This window comes from Falsiroseomonas tokyonensis, assembly GCF_019024325.1.
In the GTDB taxonomy this organism is placed as follows: Bacteria; Pseudomonadota; Alphaproteobacteria; order Acetobacterales; family Acetobacteraceae; genus Falsiroseomonas; species Falsiroseomonas tokyonensis.
The window spans coordinates 1-21,897 of sequence record NZ_JAFNJS010000022.1 but is presented as its reverse complement, the minus strand read 5'-3'; the positions used below and the strand labels follow the sequence as shown (position 1 = coordinate 21,897).

Annotated in this window: 22 protein-coding genes and 1 pseudogene; 10 read left to right on the top strand and 13 right to left on the bottom strand. The window is 67.6% G+C overall.

What is annotated here, in order from left to right:
- Positions 1–73: 73 nt before the first annotated feature.
- The 11 genes from J3S20_RS29225 to J3S20_RS29175 form a co-directional block, all read right to left on the bottom strand.
- A complete protein-coding gene (locus J3S20_RS29225) occupies positions 74–226 on the bottom strand; it encodes a hypothetical protein (protein ID WP_216840461.1) in 153 nt (50 codons plus the stop codon).
- Between the two features lie 599 nt (positions 227–825).
- On the bottom strand, positions 826–1,452 hold the full coding sequence (locus J3S20_RS29220; protein WP_216840460.1) for a peroxiredoxin: 627 nt from the start codon (positions 1,450–1,452) through the stop codon (positions 826–828).
- Between the two features lie 319 nt (positions 1,453–1,771).
- A complete protein-coding gene (lgt, locus tag J3S20_RS29215; RefSeq protein WP_216840459.1) occupies positions 1,772–2,638 on the bottom strand; it encodes a prolipoprotein diacylglyceryl transferase in 867 nt (288 codons plus the stop codon).
- 34 nt (positions 2,639–2,672) lie between these two features.
- Positions 2,673–3,125 carry a TlpA family protein disulfide reductase gene (locus J3S20_RS29210; protein WP_246603392.1) on the bottom strand — a complete coding sequence of 151 codons (453 nt, stop codon included), beginning with the start codon at positions 3,123–3,125 and terminating at the stop codon, positions 2,673–2,675.
- Positions 3,126–3,719: 594 nt separating this feature from the next.
- Positions 3,720–3,974 carry a hypothetical protein gene (locus J3S20_RS29205; RefSeq protein ID WP_216840457.1) on the bottom strand — a complete coding sequence of 85 codons (255 nt, stop codon included), beginning with the start codon at positions 3,972–3,974 and terminating at the stop codon, positions 3,720–3,722.
- Positions 3,975–4,211: 237 nt separating this feature from the next.
- Complete coding sequence (locus J3S20_RS29200) at positions 4,212–4,535, bottom strand: copper-binding protein (RefSeq protein ID WP_216840456.1); 324 nt, start codon at positions 4,533–4,535, stop codon at positions 4,212–4,214.
- A gap of 234 nt (positions 4,536–4,769) precedes the next feature.
- Complete coding sequence (locus J3S20_RS29195; protein WP_216840455.1) at positions 4,770–7,976, bottom strand: efflux RND transporter permease subunit; 3,207 nt, start codon at positions 7,974–7,976, stop codon at positions 4,770–4,772.
- The gene (locus J3S20_RS29190) at positions 7,973–9,406 is read right to left on the bottom strand and encodes an efflux RND transporter periplasmic adaptor subunit (protein WP_216840454.1); all 1,434 of its coding nucleotides are present in this window, start codon (positions 9,404–9,406) and stop codon (positions 7,973–7,975) included. The genes J3S20_RS29195 and J3S20_RS29190 overlap by 4 nt, the downstream gene beginning before the upstream one ends.
- Positions 9,407–9,426: 20 nt before the next feature.
- A complete protein-coding gene (locus J3S20_RS29185) occupies positions 9,427–9,822 on the bottom strand; it encodes a FixH family protein (RefSeq protein ID WP_216840453.1) in 396 nt (131 codons plus the stop codon).
- 183 nt (positions 9,823–10,005) lie between these two features.
- The gene (locus J3S20_RS29180) at positions 10,006–10,488 is read right to left on the bottom strand and encodes a hypothetical protein (protein WP_216840452.1); all 483 of its coding nucleotides are present in this window, start codon (positions 10,486–10,488) and stop codon (positions 10,006–10,008) included.
- 253 nt (positions 10,489–10,741) lie between these two features.
- Entirely contained in the window at positions 10,742–10,951 is a 210-nt protein-coding gene (locus J3S20_RS29175; RefSeq protein ID WP_216840451.1) for a hypothetical protein, read from the bottom strand.
- A gap of 348 nt (positions 10,952–11,299) precedes the next feature.
- On the opposite strand from J3S20_RS29175, the gene J3S20_RS29170 reads away from it, so the two are divergent.
- The 9 genes from J3S20_RS29170 (at position 11,300) to J3S20_RS29130 (ending at position 20,139) form a co-directional block, all read left to right on the top strand.
- Positions 11,300–11,617, top strand: a complete 318-nt coding sequence (locus tag J3S20_RS29170) for a hypothetical protein (protein ID WP_216840450.1) — start codon at positions 11,300–11,302, stop codon at positions 11,615–11,617.
- A gap of 56 nt (positions 11,618–11,673) precedes the next feature.
- Entirely contained in the window at positions 11,674–11,988 is a 315-nt protein-coding gene (locus tag J3S20_RS29165) for a hypothetical protein (protein ID WP_216840449.1), read from the top strand.
- A 93-nt stretch (positions 11,989–12,081) separates the two neighbouring features.
- Positions 12,082–12,447: a four-helix bundle copper-binding protein gene (locus J3S20_RS29160; protein ID WP_168054976.1), complete on the top strand. Its 366-nt coding sequence runs from the start codon at positions 12,082–12,084 to the stop codon at positions 12,445–12,447.
- 86 nt (positions 12,448–12,533) lie between these two features.
- Positions 12,534–13,439, top strand: coding sequence for an NAD(P)/FAD-dependent oxidoreductase (locus tag J3S20_RS29155; RefSeq protein ID WP_216840448.1), 906 nt, complete (start codon positions 12,534–12,536; stop codon positions 13,437–13,439).
- A complete protein-coding gene (locus J3S20_RS29150) occupies positions 13,436–16,177 on the top strand; it encodes an NAD-dependent epimerase/dehydratase family protein (RefSeq protein WP_216840447.1) in 2,742 nt (913 codons plus the stop codon). Before J3S20_RS29155 ends, J3S20_RS29150 begins: the two co-directional genes overlap by 4 nt.
- A 20-nt stretch (positions 16,178–16,197) precedes the next feature.
- Entirely contained in the window at positions 16,198–17,013 is an 816-nt protein-coding gene (locus tag J3S20_RS29145) for a glucose 1-dehydrogenase (RefSeq protein WP_216840446.1), read from the top strand.
- Between the two features lie 17 nt (positions 17,014–17,030).
- Positions 17,031–18,830, top strand: coding sequence for a glycoside hydrolase family 15 protein (locus J3S20_RS29140; RefSeq protein WP_216840445.1), 1,800 nt, complete (start codon positions 17,031–17,033; stop codon positions 18,828–18,830).
- A gap of 63 nt (positions 18,831–18,893) precedes the next feature.
- Complete coding sequence (locus J3S20_RS31345) at positions 18,894–19,049, top strand: hypothetical protein (RefSeq protein WP_216840444.1); 156 nt, start codon at positions 18,894–18,896, stop codon at positions 19,047–19,049.
- 301 nt (positions 19,050–19,350) lie between these two features.
- A complete protein-coding gene (locus J3S20_RS29130) occupies positions 19,351–20,139 on the top strand; it encodes a Bax inhibitor-1/YccA family protein (protein ID WP_216840443.1) in 789 nt (262 codons plus the stop codon).
- Positions 20,140–20,274: 135 nt separating this feature from the next.
- Here J3S20_RS29130 and J3S20_RS29125 read toward each other — a convergent pair whose 3' ends face one another.
- Entirely contained in the window at positions 20,275–20,454 is a 180-nt protein-coding gene (locus J3S20_RS29125; protein ID WP_216840442.1) for a hypothetical protein, read from the bottom strand.
- A gap of 41 nt (positions 20,455–20,495) precedes the next feature.
- On the opposite strand from J3S20_RS29125, the gene J3S20_RS29120 reads away from it, so the two are divergent.
- Positions 20,496–21,401: an MBL fold metallo-hydrolase gene (locus J3S20_RS29120; protein ID WP_343215332.1), complete on the top strand. Its 906-nt coding sequence runs from the start codon at positions 20,496–20,498 to the stop codon at positions 21,399–21,401.
- 258 nt (positions 21,402–21,659) lie between these two features.
- On the opposite strand, the pseudogene J3S20_RS29110 reads toward J3S20_RS29120, so the two are convergent.
- A pseudogene (locus J3S20_RS29110) lies at positions 21,660–21,824 on the bottom strand (transposase); the annotation flags it as partial.
- Between the last annotated feature and the right edge of the window lie 73 nt (positions 21,825–21,897).

The window sequence follows — 21,897 nt, the reverse complement described above, 5'->3', positions numbered from 1 at the left end:
TGTCGTGCTGTCCGTCATGACAACCACTTCGGCGAACCAGCACCATCAACTCAAGGCCGGGATCGGCTGACGCTTACAGCGGCAGGTTCAGTCCCGAGCCAAATCCGACCTCGAGCACGCGCCCTTGCGCGCGACGCACCAAGCGGCATCGAAGGCCGGCCAGGTCCTCGGCGCGTATCGTCCAGTCGATCAGGCGTGGTAGGATCCACCGCCCGTAGATGCCCATGATGACTCACTCCGCTCCCGCTACCCGCTGGGCCTATTGATCGACCGAATGCCGGTGAGCCCGGAACGAAATTTTCAACGCCTGTGGGGCCTACGCCGTTGCGGATGAACTATAGAGTTCGCCTCCGCTGCATAGCCCGCCCCAGAGTGGCGGAGGGAACATCGAGGGCAAGCTCCCCCGCCAGACGTGCCGAAGGACCTACGACAAGGCGGTCATTCCGGTGTGCTCGCTGTCGCTGAACAATGTCTCGATCAGTGGGCACTCCAGTGCGGCCCGTCGGCGCAGTCCGCAAGCACGTCCTAGAGCGCAGCCTCCATGCGCCGCAGGTTCGTGATCTTGGCCTGAACCGGAGCGGTCGGCTGCGGCGAATTTCTCCTGCAGAAGAACCGCTTGGATGGACACCCCTGATAGGCTGAAGGGCCTGGAGGTGTTCATGGTGGAGAGCGTAAAACGGCGCCGGAGCTTCCTGGACGCATTCAAGCTGGAGGCGGCAGCCGCGATCCGCGTCAGCGTGCTCGACGGCCATCTTTGGCCGCCTCGCGCCTGCCGTGGCATGCGCGCGGTGCAAGAGCGCTCCGCGCCCATGGTTCAGCGGCCTCCTACTTCACTTCGACCCAGCGCAGATAGGGGCGATCCGCCTTCCAGCCCTGGGGGAAGAGGGTCTTGGCCTGCTCGTCCGAGATGGAAGGCGGGATGATCGCCCGGTCGCCGGGCCGCCAGTTCACCGGGGTCGCCACTTTCTTGGTGTCGGTGGCCTGCAGGCTGTCGATCACGCGCAGGATCTCGTCGAAGTTCCGCCCAGTGGAGGGCGGGTAGACCATCATCAGCCGCACCTTCTTATTCGGGTCGATGACGAAGACGGTGCGCACGGTAATGGTCGGATCGGCCTCCGGATGGACCATCCCGTAAAGCTTGGAAATCTTCTGCTCCGGGTCGGCGATCATGGGGAAGTTGACCGCGTGCCCTTGGGTTTCGGCGATATCCTTCTCCCAACCCTCATGAGAGGAGACGAGATCCACCGACAGGCCGATCACCTTCACGTCGCGCTTGTCGAACTCGGGTTTCAGCCGCGCCGTCTCGCCCAGCTCCGTCGTGCAGACCGGAGTGTAGTCCTTGGGGTGGCTAAACAGAACGCCCCAGGAGCTTTCGAGCCACTCGTGAAAGCGGATGCGGCCTTTGGTCGTGTCCGCCTCGAAGTCCGGGGCCACCTGGCCGAGCTGGATCATGCGCGCTCCTCCTTCGTCCGTCGCGGTAATTATTGTCTGCCCCAGCCGCGCGACCGCGATATGGGCGGCGGCCACCCCCCCCGCAACCCGGGCGACGCCGCGATCGGACAGATGTCCCAGGAGCATAACGCCTGAGGAGCAGGAGGGCTGCTCACCAGGGAGCACGCCGACGCGTTTGTGGCTCGCCTTCCCGCAGCAAGCGCTCCGCCAGCAGCAGTCCGGGCAGCAGGTATACCAGCCCGCCGAGCACCCAATGACCAAGCGCCACTTCTCGCCGTGGTCCTCTCCAAGAATCGCCGCAGCGAGTCGCCGCTCATCGCTACTTCCCGCCGAGCTTCTTGCCCAAGCTCGGCGCTACAGATTCTTGCTGGATCCCAAGAGGCTGCGCGCCGGGGGCACCTCGACGCCTCGCCCGCAGCATTAGCCAGGCGCCGATGGCGACCATGGGCAGCGAAAGAAGCTGCCCCATGGTCGCCCCCGCGAAGAGGAAGCCCAGATACGCATCTGGCTGGCGGAAGAACTCGCCAATGATGCGCGCCACCCCATAGCCCGCAAGAAAGGCACCGGAGAGCAGACCCGGTCGCGCTCGCATCCAGGGGCGAGAGACGAGCCACATCAGCACCCCGAATAGCGCCAGCCCCTCCAGGCCGGCTTGGTAGAGCTGGCTCGGGTGCCGCGGCTCGGGGCCGGCGCCCGGGAAGACCATCGCCCAGGGCACGTCGCTGACACGGCCCCAGAGCTCCCCGTTCACGAAGTTGGCGAGGCGGCCGAAGAAGAGGCCGATTGGGACGACGCAGACGATGCGATCTGCGAAGAAAAGGACGTCGAGCTTGCGGCTGTGCGCGAAGAGGAACAACGCCAGGATCACGCCCAGTGCCCCGCCGTGGAAGCTCATCCCCCCTTGCCAGAGGTAGAGCGCCTCCCAGGGCGCGGTCAGATAGTATCCGGGCCGGTAGAAGAGCACGTAGCCGAACCGCCCGCCGAAGATGATGCCGAGCGTTGCCCAGGTGACGAAGTCCTCCACCTGCTCGGTCGTCGCGGCCGTCGGGCGCCGCGCGACCAGCCGGCGCGCGAGCCACCAGCCGAGCAGGATGCCCGTAATGTAGGCCAGGGCGTACCAGCGGATAGCGATGGGCCCAACCTGGACCAGTACCGGGTCAATTATCGGAAATGGGAGGGCGAGCATGTGGTTTCCTACGCGGTGGAGGAGGCAGGTACGTTCATGGACGTGACGGCGCCGCCGTCATCGCGCGCCGGATCAGCTCAATCATCTCCGAGCTGTCCCACTCCAGCGGGCCGATAGCCCGGCCGATCTCGCGGCCATCGCGGTCGATGAGCAGCGTCGTTGGAATGCCCACGACGCCGAGCGCGCGGCTGGATACGTTTGGGCGATCAAGGTAAACGGCGAGGTTCGCGATCCCGATCTGGTCGTAGAAGGCGCGGACTGGGTTGGCACCGCCGCGGTCGATCGAGAGCGCCACGACCTCGAAATCGGGGCCGCCCAGCTCAGCCTGCAGCCGGTCCAGGGCGGGCATCTCCTCGCGACAGGGCACGCACCACGTCGCCCAGATGTTCAGCAAGACGGTCCTACCCCGGAAGTCCGCTGGGCTGAGCAGTCTGCCCTCCGCGTCAGTGAACGCAAGGTCGGGAACCGGCACGGGTCTCTCACGCATCACCATGCCGCGCGACGGTTGCGGCGCAGCGCCCGGCACAACCCTAGCTGGCGGCGCCGGCTTGCCGAGCGGGACCGCCCACAAGGCAAGGCCCGCAGCGAGCCCGGCCAGGGATAGCAAGCTCAGGGACAGGACTAGGAGGCCGCGCCGTTCGGGAGGGAAACGGTGGCTGGTCATCGGCGCGATCTCTCGGTCGTGGACAGGACCCTTCTCTCCGCTCGGCGCGGGGTCGGCACCGCGCCCCCGCGGGCTCGGGCGTGGCCGACACCGGTGCTGAGAGGCCAGGTGGAAAGGTCGATGCTTGCCTTCCCGAACGCCGTGCTTGGGAATGGGCGGGAAATGAGTGGCCGCAATCGGGGGCGAAAGTGCACGGTGCCTTCGAGACGTTCAGTTCGACCAAGCCGTCCTCCTTCGTGATAAGGTTCAGGACCGAGCCGACGACCACCGCCACCCTGGTGGAACGTCATGGGATGCTGTCGGAGAGCGCGAGCACCAGGAATAGTCCTCACTTGCCCATTCATTCGCCTATGCTCCTTCTTCACCTAGAGCGTCGGGCAGCAACGCCCACCTCGACCGGCTTCGGCATGGGATGTTTCAGCTGACGACGGCGCCGATTGAGCCGGCGGGCACTATCCCGCGGCAGGTATCTGCGCGGCGCCAGCAGTCCTCCGCGCAGTCCTGCATTTCGGGCAGTTCGCCTGCCATGCGCCGGCAGTTTTCGGCGCAGGCCTCGCACGCCGCCGCGCAGGCCGCGCACAACTTGGCACGGAGCGACGGCATGCGCGTGATAAAGTCCGCGGCGATCAAGCAGGCCTGCGCGCAGTCGAGCATTGTGCGGATCAGAGGCATAGACGCCTCCGGGCCGCGGCGCTCGAGGGCTGCCATCGCCGCGCGGAGGCAGGCGCGGCGGCACTCCAAACAGTTCCGAATGTGGCGCCGCTCCTCGGCGGAAGCGCGCCGTCCGCTAGGTGTCAAGAACATTGAAACGAACGGCTCCTCCGCCGGAGGTTGAGAAGGTTGTGCCCGACAGAAGGGCACGGCCACGCCTTCGGCCAGCGACGGCGCCCGCCGCCGCAGCGACCACGCTTAACCCTTCGGGACCACGCGGGTGACGACGTAGCCACCGCCCGCCCCAGGCCTCGGCGCGAGAGTGAACTCCACCTGCCGTCCGGGCGTGAGCGCTGACAGGTCCACGCCAGGCGCCACGGGAAAATCCATCGTCATCGCCGGCCAGCGGATTTCCGGGATGGGGCCATGGGCGAGGCTCAACATCCGGCCGGCGGCGTCCACCTTCTGGACGGTGCCAGTCGCGATGGCCGCCGAGCCTTGCTGGGCATGGCCCGCGGCGCCGGTCAGGGTCAGCAGCGCCGCCGCAGCGGCGGCCATGGTCAGCGGCCTTCTCGTGGTCATGTCTTTGCTCCTTGGTTGCACTGCACATATGCCCTTCGCGGGCACGCTTCCGGCGGCAGGCGGACGCCGCCTGCCGCACGTATCCGAGGCCGGCACCACCCGTCCGAACTGGCCGCCCAGCGGCCGCTGGTTTCGAGTGCCTGCCCCCGGCTCCTCCGGCCGCCGGCCGACCGACCGCGGTTGGGCTTGGCTGCTGGCCCGCTGCCGCATTGTCCTCGTCATCCCGGTGCCCCTTCATTTCCCAACCGGCTCGCGGCGCGCCGGTGCGGGGCGCGCGCCGTGGACCGGGCGAGTGTCGGCGCGATTGGTCAGGGCGGCGGCCTCCGTCTCCCGCGGCAGGCCCCAGCCCTTCACCAAGCTGTAAATGGCCGGGATCACCAAGAGCGTGAGCACGGTTGACGAGACCATGCCGCCCACCATTGGTACCGCGATCCGCCGCATCACCTCCGAGCCCGTGCCCTCGCTCCAGAGGATCGGCAGCAGTCCGGCCATGATGGCGACGACAGTCATCATTTTCGGACGCACGCGCTCCACTGCGCCTTCCATGATGGCGTCGCGCAGATCAGCGCGGGTTAGTGTCCGCCCCTCCGCCGCGCAGCGGGCGCGGATCGCCACTAGCGCGGCTTCGAGGTAGATCAGCATCACCACGCCGGTCTCGGCCGCGACGCCGGCCAGCGCGATAAAGCCGACGGCGACCGCGACCGACAGGTTGAACCCCATCCACCACACGAGCCAGATGCCGCCCACCAGCGCGAAGGGCACCGAGAGCATGACGATCAGCGTCTCCGCCAACGCGCGGAAGTTCAGGTAGAGCAGCAGGAAGATGATAAGAATCGTGACCGGGACGACGATGCGTAGTCGAGCCTCGGCCCGCTCGAGGTACTCGAACTGGCCGCTCCAAGTCGCGTGGTAGCCCGGCGGGAAGGCAACCTCGGCGGCAACGGCGCGCCGCGCCTCCTCGACATAGCCCCGCAAATCGCGGTCGCGGATGTCAACGAAGACGTAACCCACGGGCTGGCCGTTCTCGGTTCGGATGGAGGTCGCGCCGCGGCTGAGGCCAATGGTCGCCACCTCCCCGAGCGGGACCGAGCCGCCGGCCGGTAGCGGCACCTGCACCTCCGTCGCAATCGACTGTGGGTCATCGCGCAGCTCGCGCGGGTAGCGTACGTTGACCGAGTAGCGTTCGCGCCCCTCGACGGTGGTGGTCACCGTCTCGCCACCAAGCGCGGTGGCCACCACAGCCTGCACGTCGTCAATCGAGAGCCCGTAACGGGCAATCCCGTCACGGTCGGGCATGATGTCGAGGTAGTAGCCGCCAATGATCCGCTCGGCATAGGCGCTCGAGGTTCCGGGGACGGCACGCACCACCGCCTCAACCTGGCGCGCAAGGCGCTCGATCTCGGCGAGATCGGGTCCAAACACCTTCACGCCGACGGGGGTGCGGATGCCGGTAGAAAGCATGTCGATGCGGGCCCTGATCGGCATGGTCCAGGCGTTGCTGACGCCTGGGAACTGCAAGGCCCGGTCCATCTCGGCGATCAGGCCGTCGACCGTGACGTCCGACCTCCACTCGGAACTTGGCTTCAGCTGGATCACCGTCTCGAACATCTCGGTCGGCGCTGGGTCGGTCGCCGTCGCGGCCCGCCCCGCCTTGCCGTAGACCGAGGCGACCTCCGGAAAGGAGCGGATGATCCGGTCCTGCGTCTGCAGCAGCTCCGCTGCCCGCGTCACCGAAAGGCCGGGCAGCGTGGTCGGCATGTAGAGCAGCGTGCCCTCGTTCATGGTGGGCATGAACTCGCCCCCGAGCCGCATCGCCGGCCAAGCGGCGGCACCCAGCGCCGCGACGGCGACTAGGATGGTCAGGACGCGCGCCCGCAGTACGACGCGAATGAACGGGCGGTAGAGCCAGATCAGCAGTCGGTTTACCGGGTTGCGGTGCTCGGGCACGATCCGGCCGCGCACGAAGACCACCATCAACGCGGGGACGAGCGTGATGGAGAGCAGCGCCGCCGCCGCCATGGCAAAAGTTTTGGTGTAGGCGAGGGGCCCAAACAGCCGTCCCTCCTGCGCTTCCAGGGCGAAGATCGGCAGGAAGGATACGGTGATAACAAGCAAGCTGAAGAACAGCGCCGGCCCAACCTCGGTCGCAGCCACGATTAGCACTTCGAGACGCGGCTTATCTGGCGGCGCGCGCTCCAGGTGTTTGTGAGCGGCCTCGATCATGACGATCGCTGCGTCCACCATGGCGCCGACTGCGATGGCGATGCCGCCGAGGCTCATGATGGTCGAGCCGATGCCCATCACCTTCATGGCGATGAAGGCCATCAGCACGCCGACCGGAAGCATCAGGATGGCGACGAGTGCGCTTCTGACATGCAGCAGGAACACCACCGTCACCAGGGCGACGATAACGCTTTCCTCGATCAGCGTGACCTTGAGCGTCTTGATCGCGGCCTCGATCAGGTGGGAGCGGTCGTAGACCGGCACGATCTCGGTGCCCGCGGGCAAACTCGGCAAGATTTCGGCCAGACGCGCCTTGGCATTGCGGATCACATCGAGCGCGTTAGCACCGAAGCGCTGCAGAACGATGCCGCTCGCTACCTCGCCGTCGCCATTTAGTTCGGCGATACCGCGCCGCTCGTCCGGCCCGATCTCGACGCGCGCGACGTCACTGAGCAGCACCGGCGTACCTCCTGCGGCCCGCAGCACGACCCGCTCGATGTCCTCGACGCCGCGCAAATAGCCGCGGCCGCGCACCATGTACTCGAATTCGGACATTTCGACGGTGCGGCCGCCGACATCCTGGTTGCTCGTCCGGATTGCCTCACGCACCTGGCTCATGGAAATGCCGAGCGCGCGCAACCGCAGCGGGTCGACCACCACGTTGTACTGTTTGACAAAGCCGCCGACGCTGGCGACCTCGGCCACGCCCTCGGCGCGCGCAAGGGCGTAGCGGACGCGCCAGTCCTGTAGGGAGCGGAGTTCTGCCAGGGTGAGGTCCTTGGCGAGCAGGGCGTACTGGTAGACCCAGCCGACGCCGGTGGCATCTGGCCCGAGCGCCGGCCTCGCTCCAGGCGGCAGGCGCCCCGAAGCGGCATTGAGGTACTCGAGCACGCGGCTGCGCGCCCAGTAGAGGTCCGTGCCGTCCTCGAAGATGATGTAGACGTAGGAGGCACCAAAGAATGAGAAGCCGCGCACGACCTTGGAGCGGGGCACCGTGAGCATGGCCGAGGCGAGCGGATAGGTGACCTGGTCCTCGACCACCTGAGGGGCTTGGCCCGCGTAGTCGGTGTAGACGATGACCTGGACGTCGGAGAGGTCAGGCAGCGCGTCGAGCGGGGTGTTGCGCACCGCCCAGATCCCAGCCGCCACCACGAAGGCGGTGGCAACCAGCACCAGGAAGACATTGCGCGCCGACCAGGCAATGAGGCGGGCAATCATTTGCCTTCCTCCCCGGCAGCCGTAGCCAGGCCACGCAGGGCAGCACGCAGGTTGCTTTCCGCGTCAATCAGGAAGTTGGCGGCGACCACAACGCGGTCGCCTTCAACCACGCCATCCCGGATCTCGACGAAGCCGCCACCGCGGCGGCCAAGCCTCACCTCTTTCGGCTCAAAGCGCCCCTCGCCGAGGTCGACGATCACCACTTGTCGGGTGCCACTGTCGATCACAGCGGAGTTGGGGACAGCGACCACCGGCCCTCCGCCGCCTGAGGCGATCTCTGCCTCGGCGTACATGCCCGGGAGCAGCACGCCCCCAGGGTTGGGCAACTCAACTCGAACTCGGGCCGTGCGGGTCTCCGTGTTGAGCTGGGGGTAGATCAGGTCGATGCGACCGGCGAAGCTGCGGCCGGGCAGGCCACGCGGGCGCACCTCAACCCTCTGGCCGAGTGCAAGGCTCCCCAGCTCGCGCTCGGGCAGGTCGGCCACCGCCCAGACCACAGAGAGGTCGGCCAGGCGGAACAGGATCTCGCCTGCCGGCATGCGCATGCCGTCGGATACGTTCCGCACCAGCACCACACCGTCGCGCGGGGCTGGCCAGACGAAGGATTGCGGGATGCGCCGCGTCCGCTCAATCTCGGTCAGGAGCTGCGGCGGCACGCCGAGGTTCTCCAGCCGTCGGCGGGCGCCGTCGGCGGTGGCCCCGCTGGTCCCGGCGGGGATTCCGAGTGCCGAGACGTATTGAGCGCCGGCGGCGACCACCTCCGGCGAGTAGAGGCGCAGCAGCGGCTGGCCGCGCCGCACGCGGTCGCCGGTGGTGACGTCCTCGACCTGGTCGATGAAAGCCTCAGCCCGTAGTGCGACCACTGAGACCCGTCGCTCGTCCAGCTGGATCATGCTGGGGGCGCGCACCGGGCGCACCAGCTCGCGCAGGGCGACGGGTTCGGAGCGCACGCCGGTGGTCTGGATCCGGCCCGGCGCAACCCGCACCGTGGACCCGTCTTGGTCCTCGCCCTCGTAAACTGGGATGTAGTCCATCCCCATCGAATCCTTTTTGGGCACCGGCGAGGTGTCCGGCAAACCCATCGGGTTGCGGTAGTAGAGAATCCTCCGCGGGCTACCCGCGGTTGGTTGGGCTGCGACCGTCGCGTTCGCCGGCGCGGCCGGGTCTTCCGGCTCCAGGTCCTGGCCGGCATAGACCGCGCGAAAGTCCCGCCCATCGTCGGTCCGGCGCGGCCCCGCCGCGTATTCCGGCTGGTCGGGGTGGCGGTAGTAGAGGACGCGTTCGGAGGCGGGCCTCGCCGGCTCGCTTGCCTGTTGCTTCTCCGAGGCGGCGGCTGGTCCCAGCCCTGAAACCAGATCCAACCGTCCAACTTGGTAGCCGCCGACCGCCAGGCCGACCGCTACGGGCACGGCCAACGCCGTCAGAACCATACGTCGCATGGTGGCCGCCCCTACTGGACCGCGTAAAGGACAAGACGGTTCTGCACCGTGCCCTGCTCGCCTTGCACCTTGGCCGCAAGCGTCAGTGCCCAACCGCCGGCCATCACCAGGTCGGCGCGGAAGCGGTAGACGCCAGGCTCATCGCCGCCCAGCACCGGCGTGACCGGCATGGTCATCGTCGGCATACTCTCGGGCGACATGTCGAGGCGCGTGGCGTAGATCACAGCGCCCGAGACGGCGCGGCTGGACGACTTGTGGACGAGCCGGATCACTATAACCGCGCCCACGCCCTGCCTCACCTCGGGCGTCACCAGCTGGAATTCATAGTCCTGCGCGCCTGCGGCGAGAACGTCAGCAGGGGGCGTCAGCGCCATCGCCACGGCCAGCATGGCCGAGCGGGCGGACATTTTCCAAATACTCACTGAGTTGGTCCTCGCGTCTTGAGCTCAGCAAGCCGCCGACAAACGGTGCGCAAGCTGGCACAGCCAGCTGCGCGCCTTGCACATGCGGCGCTACGCGGCAGAGCCGTCCAGGGTCACGCCTGTGCGGCTCGGCCGAGACCGGCCTTGGTCTTCAGAGGCCGGGAGAGATCAGGCGCGAGGGGGTTCGAACGGGGGAACGATGCCAATGCCAGCCTGCACGGAATGGCGGCGAGGCGCCTGCACGGTAAACTCGAGGTATGCCACGGCGGGCGGTGCAACAGCCCAGTCGAGCAGCAGGACGGGGCACTTCGCAGAACACACCGACGCGTCGGGCACCGTCTCGGGATTATCCGGCATGCTACCGCCGTCGCAAGAGTCACCGTCGGCTGCTGCCGCAGCCATCTCCATACCGCATGGTGCATCTGCTGCGACGGAGGTCGTGGCCAACCCTGCCAGCAAAAGCGCCAGCACGGAGAGGACCACGATCAAGCGTCGGAAGAGCGAGAAACCCATAGAGCAGAATAGGCGGCGGTCCACGGTGGGATCAAGGGGCGAGTGACCCGCCTGTTTTTCGGCGGACAGGCTGGTCTGGTTCTGACCTTCGCCGGCCGGCGGCGGCGGAACCTTGCAGAGTGCCGGCCTGGGCGCCAACAGGGAATCTGCCGCCGACTCCAGCAGCGGAGAAACCTGCCAGGACGTTCGGGCGCCTCCGCCGGCACGCATGCGTCGCGTGCCAAGCCCGCTGGCTCCATAGGCCCCTCAGCACTTGACCAGGGCAAGGACCGCACAAACTGGTTCTTGCCGAAGCCTTCTACCGCGCCGGCTCGCCATTTGTTCCGACCGCTTGTTTGCAGGTTTGACAATAGATGCGCTTGCGCTTGAAACTCCGCCGTAGTCGGGCCGTTCACAAAACCATGCGGGTAGCAATCATCAGACGGATTACGGTTATCCTGACGATCGTCGCGCTTCTAGGTCCGGCGATGGCGATGGCTGCCCGCTTCGCACCGACGGAAATGCTGAACTGCGGTGCCTTGATGAGTGAAACTGCTATGAGCAGTGCTCCCAGCGATGCACCTACGCCGAAGGGTGGACTGCCTGCCTGCTCCGCCGCCATGATTGGGTGCACCGCTGTAGCGCTACCCAGTCCAGTAGCTCAGCCACCGTCTGTGCCACCGCTGTCTAAGATTTGGGCTCCGGTGCCGCCCTCCGTCCTCTTCGGCCGGACGGTTGAACCCAGCCTCTTCCCTCCCATCCACTCCGTCTGACACGCGGGCGTACCCGCCTTTTGGGCGGTGTTCTCCCAATCTTCGCGCCGTGGTCTAGCGAGCGCGGTGCCGCCGTCGGTGGCCCGCAATTGCCGCCGCTACGCGAAAGAAGCGCACGAGGACTAGGGCACACCAGCCTCCGCCCGCCAGGGCGGTGGTCTGACCACTGCCGGGTCTGACGGATGGGAAGAAAAGACATGAACGCTCTCACTTTGCCCACTTCACCCGGCGAGACCCCACCGGACCGGTGGCGCCTTGCCGACCGCCTGCCTTCATGGCTGCGTGGCCGCCGGGCGGTGATGCTCGGGGTTGTCACGCTAGTCATCGCGGGTCTTGCGTTCGGCTGGCCATGGCTCGTGGCCTTCGGGCTCGCCCCCCTCGTGCTCTCGCTGCTGCCCTGCGCGGCGATGTGCGCGCTTGGCCTGTGCATGATGGGCGGCAAGGACGGCAAGTCCTGCCACTCGCAGGCCAACGCCCCCGGGCCGGAAGCGCGCGCGTCGCGCCAGAACGCCTGACGGCGCCGCCGTCCGGCACCACTCCCACAACCACGCGATCAACAAAGGAACACAGCATGACCCGCAAGCACACTGCGCTCTTTGCCGCCGCCGCCCTCGTCAGCGGCTTCCTGGCCACCCAGGGCGCCCTTGCCCAGCAGGCCCAGCCCGCCCCGGCTCAGCCCGGGCAGGGCCAGGGCATGACGGGCATGCAGCCCGGCCAGGGATCCGGGATGCGCGGCATGATGGGGATGATGAACATGATGGGCCAGATGGACCCAGCGCAGATGAACCGGATGATGGAGAACTGCAACAAGATGATGGAGGGGATGAACCGAGGCCAGGGCGGCTCCGATCCCGCCACGCCCGCGCCGAACCAGCAGCGCGGCTGATCGGCCGCCGCGCCACCCGCCGCCGTCCCACGGCGGCGGGTGGCAGGCGAGAGCCCAGGCGTGACACGGCACTCCCCAGGAAGGACACCAGATATGAGCGGCCAGACCACCACCTCCCAGGCACCGGACGCCGCGATGCAACGCTGCATCGCCGAGTGCCTGGACTGCCACCAGATCTGCCTCCAGACCATCGCATTCTGCCTCGGCACCGGCGGCGAGCACGCGCGGGAGGACCACATCCGGCTGCTGACGGACTGCGCTCAGATCTGCGTTGTCACCGCCGACTTCATGGCCCGGCGCTCCTCGCACCATGCGCACCTCTGCCGCGAGTGCGCCGAGATCTGCGCGCAATGCGCCGACGACTGCGACCGCCTTGGTCAGCATGAGGAGATGCGGCGCTGCGCCGAGGCGTGCCGCCGCTGCGCCGAGAGCTGCCGGGCTATGGTCGGGACCGCCTAAGGCGGCAGCCGGATTGCCGCGGGCAACGCCATTGCCCGCGGCGGGCTCCGGCCCAAGGCCAGACGCAGGTGAGCACGGGAGCGACTATGTACGACGTCATCATTGTGGGTGGAGGGCCGGCCGGCCTGAGCGCGGCCCTGATCCTGGGGCGCTGCCGCCGGCGCGTGCTTCTGTGCGACGCCGGGCGGCCGCGCAATGCGGCCTCCCGGCACCTCAACGGCTTCCTCACCCGGGACGGCACGCCCCCCGCCGAGATGCGCCGGCTGGCGCGCGAGCAGCTTGGCGCCTACGACGGCGTGGAGATCCGGAACGCCGAGGCGACCGACGCTAGGCGCCGCCCCGACGGCGATTTCGAGATCACCCTGGACAGCGGCGGCCGCCGCGTCGAGGCGTCGCGCAAGCTACTGCTGGCGACCGGTGTCGTGGATGCGCTGCCGGAGGTCGAGGGCTTCGCGGAGATCTACGGCCGGAGCGCGTTCCACTGCCCCTACTGCGACGGCTGGGAGCACCGCAACCAGCCGCTTGCCATCCATGGTCATAGCGAGGCCGGCAAGGCCCTCGCCCTAGAGCTGACGGTCTGGAGCCGCGACCTCGTGCTGTGCACCGACGGGCCGGCCGGGCTACCGCCGGACGACCTTGACCAGCTGACCCGCAACGGGATCGGCCTGCGCGAGGAGCGCATCGCCCGCTTCGAGGCCCGTGACGGCGAGCTGGAGTGCATCCGCTTTGAGACTGGCGAGGCGCTCTCGCGCCGCGCCCTATTCTTCGCCAGCGACGACCGCCAGTCCAGCGACCTCGCCCAGAGGCTCGGCTGCACGCTGACGCGACGGGGCGACGTCCAGACCGGCAGGTATGAAACCACCGACGTTCCGGGTCTGTACGTTGCGGGCGATGCGTCCCGCCGCGTGCAGCTCACCGTGGTCGCGGCGGCCGAGGGCGCGATGGCGGCCTTTGCGATCAACACAGAGCTGCTCAAGGAGGATCTTCGATGACGGCCATCGATCGAGGAGAGGCGGAGCCCGCATGGCGTCGGATTGTCGGTAGCATTGGCAGGCGCCCCACGGAGAATTCTCGCATGCTCGGTTCTTCGCCCCCAGACGGGCCCGTTCTCATCACCGGCAGCAGCGGCTTCATTGGGTCGGCACTGATTGGCAGGCTCGCCGCCTCGGGCTTGCCTCTTGTAGGCCTGGACCGCGCCGGGCCACCCGACCCGCCTGCGCCGGCCCACGCCATCGACTTCGACCTGAGCTCGGACGACGGGGTCAAGGCGGCGCTCGAGGAGGTGAGGCGCCGCTTCGGCAACCGCATTGCCTCGGTCGTGCACCTCGCCGCCTACTACGACGTCTCGGGCGAGGCCAACCCGCTCTACGACAAGATCACCGTCGAGGGCACGCGCCGGCTCATCGATGCCCTCCAGGCCTTCGAGGTCGACCAGTTCATCTATGCCAGCACGATGCTCGTCCACAAGCCGACCGACCGGCCGGACGAGAGGATCAACGAATCCTCGCCCATTGAACCATCCTGGGCCTACCCGGAGTCGAAGGTACGCACCGAGGCGCTTCTGCGGGAGCGACACGGCAAAGTGCCCGTGGTGTTCCTGCGGATCGCCGGAGTCTACGACGACTTCGGCCACTCGCCGTTCATCGCCGAGCAGGTGGCGCGCATCTACGAGCACCGGCTTGCCGCTCACGTCTACCCCGGGATGCTCTGCGCTGGGCAGTCCTTCCTCCACCTTGACGACCTGACCGACGCCATCGCGCGCCTCATCGAGCGCCGCCGTGAACTCCCCCCCGAGCTGCCGCTCCTCGTCGGCGAGCCAGAGGCGCTTGGCTATGCGGAGGTCCAGAACATCATCGGCGAGGCGCTGCACGGAGAGGAATGGACCACTGTCCGGGTGCCAAAGACCCTGGCGATGGCGGGCGTGTGGCTCCAGAACGAGGTGCTGGGCGGGGACGAGTTCGTCAAGCCCTGGATGGTCGAGCAGTCGAGTGACCACTACATCCTCGACATCTCGCAAGCCCGCAGCCTCCTTAATTGGGAGCCGAAGCACTCACTGCGCGAGGCGCTGCCCAGGATGGTCGAGGCGCTGAAGCGCAACCCGGTCGGCTGGTACAAGGCGAACAAGCTCAACCCTTCGCTCGTCGCCTGGTACGGCAAGCGGCGGTCGCCGGACGCCTCAGAGACGACCAAGGCCGAGGGCTCGCCCGCCGCAGCACGAGACGGAGCCGTGGATCATGCTGCCATGGGCCACGCCGGGAAGGGCAAGGCGGATGTCGGGCACGGCGCGATGGCGGGCATGGGCGGGCATGACCACATGGCGGCGATGGAGGCGGATGCGCGGCGCACCCGCTGGGCCCACTTCGCCAATATTGGCCTGGGCCTCTGGCTTGCCGCCAGCCCGCTGGTCTACGACGCCGTGACGACCGAATCCGTCAGCGCCGCGGTGCGCGCGATCACGCAGGAGCGCGGGCTGCCCTCGGTCGAGTGGCGGGCCAGCGCGCTCATGGCCAGCGATGTCGTGAGCGGGCTGCTGATAGCCCTGTTCGGCGCCCTATCGCTTTCGAAGCGCACATCCTGGTTCGCGCAATGGGCGAACGCCAGCATCGGGATCTGGCTCCTGTTCGCACCTCTTTTCTTCTGGAGCCCGAGCGCCGCCCAGTACAATACCGACCTGCTGGTCGGCGCGCTAGTAATCGCCTTCGCGGTCCTCGTGCCGATGATGCCGGGCATGAGCATGGCCGGCATGATGGACCCCAAGGTCATCCCGCCGGGCTGGACCTACTGCCCCTCGACTGGGGCGCAGCGGCTGCCGATCGCGGCGCTCGGCCTCGTCGGCCTCCTCATCTCGCGCATGCTCACGGCCTACCAGCTCGGCCACGTGGACTTCGTCTGGGAGCCCTTCTTTGCGGGCGACCCGGCCGACCCCAGGAACGGCACAGCGGAGATCATCACCTCCTCTGTCTCGAAGGCCTGGCCGATCCCGGACGCCGGGCTTGGAGCGGTCAGCTACATGCTCGAGATCCTCATGGCGGTGATGGGCACCCGTGCCCGCTGGCGCACGATGCCCTGGATGGTGACCTTCTTCGGCATTCTGGTGATCCCGCTCGGGGTGGTGAGCGTCTACTTCATTATCATCCAGCCAATCATGATCGGGACCTGGAGCACGCCGGCGCTCATCGCTGCGCTCGCAATGCTGGTTATGATTCCCTTCGCGCTGGACGAGGTGATCGCAATGGGCCAGTTCCTCTATTGGTCGCACTGCCGGGGCAAGCCGCTGTTCCGCACCTTCTTCAAGGGCGAAGCGGTCGATGGCGGACAGGAGGACAACTCGGACGCTCTCGTTAGCTGGCCTGTCTTTTGGGCGGACACGACGCGCGGCATAACGCTGCCTTGGACACTCGGGGTCTCGATCGCGATCGGCGTGTTCCTCATGCTTACCCGGTTAGTCTTCGGCACGTCGGGGCCGATGGCCAACAGCGACCACGTGGTGGGAGCGCTCGCCCTCACGGTGGCAATCATCGCCACGGCTGAGGTCGCGCGGCCGCTGCGGTTTGTGAACGCCCTGTTCGGCGCCTGGCTGACGGTCGCGCCCTGGCTCCTGGAGGGCGTGGCCTCGCCCGTCGCCGCCTGGGCGAGCGTCGCGGCAGGCGTGCTGCTGATCGCGCTCAGTCTGCCGCGCGGGCCGCGCACCGACGAGCACTACGCCGGCTGGGACCGGTACGTGGTCTAGGGCCCGAGGGAGAGATAGAGATGACTGAGGCGCATCGGCCCTTGTCCGGCCAGAAGGCCATTGTCACCGGCGCCAGCTCCGGCATCGGCGCCGGTATCGCCCGCGCCTTCGCGCGGGCCGGCGCTGCGGTGGGGATCAACTACCGCTCTGGCCGAGACGCGGCGGAAGCGCTCGTGGAGGAGATCTTCCGCGAGGGTGGTGAGGCAATTGCGCTCGGCGCCGACGTCTCGGACGAGGCGCAGGTGCAGGCGATGTTCGGCGCCTTCCTCGGCGCCTTCGGCCGGCTCGACATCCTTGTTGCCAACTCCGGCATCCAGCAGGATGCACCCTTCGCGGAGATGACAGCCGCGCAGTGGCGTCGCGTGATCGACGTCAACCTCACCGGCCAGTTCCTCTGCGCACGGGAAGCGGTGCGTACCTTCCTGGCGCAGGGGGTCGCGTCCGACGGCCCCTCGCGCGCGGCGGGCAAGATCGTCTGCATGAGCTCAGTGCACGACGTGATCCCTTGGGCAGGTCACGCCAATTACGCCGCCTCCAAGGGCGGCGTGGCGATGCTCGTGAAGACCCTGGCGCAGGAACTCGCTGAGAAGCGGATCCGCGTGAACGCGATCTCCCCCGGGGCCATCCGCACACCCATCAACCGCGAGGCATGGGAGACGGCGGCAGCTGAGGCGATGCTGCTGGCGCTGATCCCCTATGGCCGCATCGGCGAGCCCGAGGACGTGGCGGAGGCCGCGGTCTGGCTCGTCTCTGACGCCTCAGACTACGTCGTCGGCACGACGCTCTACGTGGACGGCGGCATGACCCTCTACCCCGCCTTCCGCGGCAATGGCTAACGGCGGGGGAAGGAGGTATGGCGGCACGCATCGAGGACTACGCCCTGATCGGAGATTGCGAGACGGCGGCGCTGGTGGCGCGAGACGGCTCGATCGACTGGCTGTGCTGGCCCCGCTTCGACAGCCCCGCCTGCTTCGCGGCGCTGCTTGGTGGGCCGGAGCACGGGCGCTGGCTGGTCGCCCCGTCCGACCCGGCCCCGCGCGTAACGCGCCGCTACCGCCCCGGCACGCTGATCCTCGAGACAAAATTCGAGACCGCCGAGGGCGCCGCCACGCTTGTCGACTTCATGCCGCTGCGCGGGCACGCCTCGGACCTGATCCGGCTTGTCGTCGGCCACCGCGGGCGGGTGGCGATGCGCACCGAGCTGCTGCTCCGCTTCGGCTACGGTGCGCACGTGCCCTGGGTAACGCGGTTGCCGGAGGGGGGCGGCCTGCGCGCAATCGCCGGGCCGGATATGGTCGAGCTGCGCACGCCGGTGCCGCTGCACGGCGAGGACCTAATCACCCGGGGCGAGTTTATTGTGGAGGCGGGGCAGGCTGTGCCCTTTGTTCTCACCTATGGCCCCTCACACCTGCCCGCGCCCCCGCCTGCGGATCCCAACGCTGCCCTCGCAGACACCGAAGCATTTTGGACCGAATGGTCCGCGCGCTGCGGGCACACCGGCGACTGGCACGAGGCAGTGCTGCGCTCGCATATCACCCTCAAGGCGCTGACCTACGCGCCCACGGGGGGCATCGTCGCCGCGCCGACGACCTCGCTGCCCGAATGGATCGGCGGGCCGCGCAACTGGGACTATCGCTTCTGCTGGCTGCGCGACGCCACCCTCGCGCTAATCTCCCTGATCGACGCGGGTTACCTCGAGGAGGCGCGGGCCTGGCGCGAATGGCTGCTGCGCGCGGCGGCCGGGAGTCCTTCGCAAACACAAATTATGTACGGCTTGGCCGGCGAGCGGTACCTGGGCGAGCGAGAGCTGGGCTGGCTGCCGGGATACGAGGGCTCCCGCCCCGTGCGCGTCGGCAACGCCGCCCACGCCCAGTTCCAGCTCGACGTCTACGGCGAGGTGGCCGATGCACTGCACCAGGGGCGGCGCGCGGGGCTCGCCCCGAGCGCGGCCGGCTGGGCGCTGGAGCGGGCGCTGACCGAGCAGGTCATGGCCGTGTGGGACCGCCCGGACGAGGGCATCTGGGAGGTGCGCGGCGATCGCCGGCACTTCGTCCACTCGAAGGTCATGGCCTGGGTGGCGCTGGACCGTGCCGTGCGGGGCGTGGAGGAGTTCGGACTGGAGGGCCCGGTGGAGCGTTGGCGCGCGCTGCGGCGGACTATCCACGAGGATGTCTGCCGGCGGGGCTTCGACCCGGAGCTAAACAGCTTCGTCCAATCCTACGGTTCCAAGACGCTCGACGCGAGCCTGCTGCTGATCCCACAGGTGGGTTTCTTGCCGCCTGGCGACCCGCGCGTGCGCGGCACGGTGGAGGCGGTCGGGCGGCGCCTGGTGGTCGACGGCCTGGTGCTGCGCTACGACACGGCCGAAGCCGGGGACGGGCTGCCGCCTGGTGAGGGCGCCTTTCTCGCCTGCAGCTTTTGGTACGCTGACGCGCTGACCCTGCTCGGCCGCCGCGCCGAGGCGCGGGCGCTCTTCGAGCGCCTGCTTGCGCTGCGCAACGATGTCGGGCTGCTAGCCGAGGAGTACGACCCGCGCGCGGGACGCCAGCTCGGCAATTTCCCGCAAGCCTTCAGCCACCTCGCCCTGGCGAACACCGCGCGCAATCTTTCGGCCGCGGCGCAGCCGGCGCGGCAGCGCGCGGAGGGGCCCTAAGCGTGGGAACGAACAGCTACGGCGCGCGAGCCCTCGGCGCTGCAGCCGCGTGGAGAATAGCGCATGGCATTGGCCGTCGAGCAGTTTGCGACCAGTCTCAGCCTCGGTGTGCTGGCCAAAGCTACGCTGCTCAAGAAGCGCGTCCGGTTCACGCTGAATGCGCTGATCGTCTACCGCTTCGACACCTACCTGCCCGTTCCAGTCTGGACGCCGCGGTGAGGGCGAGATCCTCGTCCAACGCGGGGCGGGATCCTGGGCATGTTCGACATGTTCACGAGTGGGACGCTAGGAAGCATGACCGTCTTCGTGCTGAACATCATGCTTTACTGCGGCGATGCCTTTTTCAAACAGTCGGGCGCACATGCGCAAGCCAAGGGGAGGCCCGCGCCGACGCTCCTGGACAAGTGCGGGTTGGGGCGCCGCATCCGGCTACGCGTCCCCCGAATCCCGCTTGTGCCAGACGACAATGCCTCCACCTTTGAATCCGAATGGCGATGCCTCGAACAAGGAGTTCACGACAATGGCCCTTCATCCCGATTATCAACCCACGACGGGTGCGCCAAGCTCAGGTCGCACGGCGGCCCTCGACGCGGCCGCCGTCGATGCCGGGCTCCAGGCGCACATGCTTCGCGTCTACAACTGGATGGCTTCGGGGCTACTGCTGACCGGCGCCGTCGCGTACCTGATCGCGAATACCCCTGAGCTGCAGGCGCTGTTCTATCAGCGTGTGATGACGCCAGGCGGCGTCGCGGTCCAGCCGACGATCCTGGCCTACATCGCCATGTTCTCGCCCCTGGCTTTTGTTCTGGTATTGAGCTTCGGCATCAATCGGCTGTCCAAAACAGCCGCGCAGCTGCTGTTCTGGGCCTTCGCGGCGGTAATGGGCGCCAGCATCTCACACATCCTCCTAATCTACACCGGCGCCTCGGTCGCGCGCGCCTTCTTCGTCGCCGCGGCAATGTTCGGCGGCATGAGCCTCTACGGCTACACAACCAAGGCCGATCTAACGCGAATGGGCAGCTTTATGATGATGGGCCTGATCGGCATCATCATTGCGAGCTTGGTGAACATGTTCATCGGCTCCACGGCGCTGCAGTTCGCGATCAGCGTCATTGGCGTGATCGTGTTCCTTGGCCTAACGGCTTGGGACACCCAGCGGATCAAGGCTGATTACGTCGAGCACGCCTACGCCGAGGGGGCCGACCTGGCGGCGAAGCGTAGCGTGATGGACGCGCTGGGGCTGTACCTGAACTTCATCAACCTCTTCATGCTGCTGCTGCAGTTCATGGGCGTCCGCCAGCAGGAGTAGTGGGCGGCGTAGTTTCGACGGCGGCGCGCGCTCCTGTTCGCCGTAGGGGACGGGAGGAGATGCGGGATGGGCGACTAATACGAGAAGTGGCTTGGTCGTTTGCCCTACCCTGCTTGGGGCCGCAGCCTTCGACCTCTACAGGAACCGCGCAGCCCTCAATGTTAAGGGCAGCACGTTGAGCGCAGTTGGATTCGCCGCGACGTTCGCCACGGCGCTCGTGGTTGTCCGATGCTCGCCGCCTTCGTCGAGCGTCACGGCTTCGCGCTCTTTACCTGATACCGCGTCACGCTCGGCGCTGCGGTGCTCGCTGTCCATATAATTGCCGCACCGTTCTAGCAAGCGACGGAGGAGAGGCGATGATGTCACGCGGACCAATCGTGCACGGCTTTCACGACAAGGGCACCGGGAGCGTTGCCTACATCGTCGCGGATCCCGGGACGGCGCGGTGCGCTATCATCGATCCCGTGCTCGGGTTCGACAGCGCTTCCGGCGCCACCGACACCCGCTTTGCGGACGAGATTGCCGACCACGTCCGGGCGCATGGCCTGACCGTGGAGTGGGTGCTTGATAGCCACCCGCACGCCGACCACCTGTCCGCCGTGGCCTACCTGGGTAACCGCCTGGGCGCACCGACCGGCATCGGCGAGTGCGTCGCCGCGGTGCAAGAAATCTGGGCGGACATCTACCACCTGCCGGAGCTGCAAGCAGAGGACCGCCGCCACTGGGACCGCCTGTTCGCCGAGGGTGACCGCTTCCAAATCGGCGGGCTGGAGGTCGAGGTGATCTTCTCCCCGGGCCACACGGCGGCCTCCGTCACCTACCTCGTCGGGGACGCCGCCTTCATCCACGATACCCTGTTCATGCCGGACGCCGGCACGGCACGGGCCGATTTTCCCGGTGGTGACGCGCGGGCGCTGTACCGCAGCATCCAACGAATTCTCGCGCTGCCGCCGGAGACGCGCCTCTTCACCGGCCACGATTACTGTCCAGGCGGGCGCGCGGCACGCTGGGAGGCGACCGTGGCCGAGCAGCGGGCACGCAACGTCCACCTCCGCGACGGCGTCGGCGAGGAAGAGTTTGTGCGCCTTCGCGAGGAGCGCGACCGAACGCTGCCCCTACCCAGGCTGATGCTCGCCGCGCTGCAAATCAATCTGCGCGGCGGCCGCCTGCCGGAACCCGAGGCGAACGGCACCTCATATCTCAAGCTGCCGCTGAACCGCTTTGGCCCAACGACCGCGGAGCGGCCCCTCAATGCGGATTGAACGGGCGGGATTGGGCGCTGGTCACCACGGTGGTCCGCCCTGACGCCGTGGACGGCACTGTTAAGCTGATGACTGCTCGCGGGTGGCGTGCTGCTCCAGTAGCGGGCCGGGATGAACTCACCCGCCACCAAGTCACTCTACGCGGGGACGAAGAGAGCGCCAGATGAAGCGGTTCAAATCGCCTCGACTAGCACAGCGTTTCCTCTCCGCTCACAACAAGGTCAACAACCTCTTCGAGCCCATCCGGGAAGTTCGGATTCACGCTGAGGGCTTTGCGGCCAGTCGTCGAAGCATGATGCGGATCATGGCCATGCGAACGAAGGCAGCGGCGATGCGGCAATGCCGCTCGAAATCACGGGCCAGCCGCCGGTTGCGGCTGATCCATCCGATGGTTCGCTCCACAATCCACCGCTTCGGCAGCAGGGTAAGCGTCAGCCGGTCCCCGCAGGTGACCCGGCGGGCGTGAAGTTCCACGGCAGGAGTTCGTCAAGGCGGT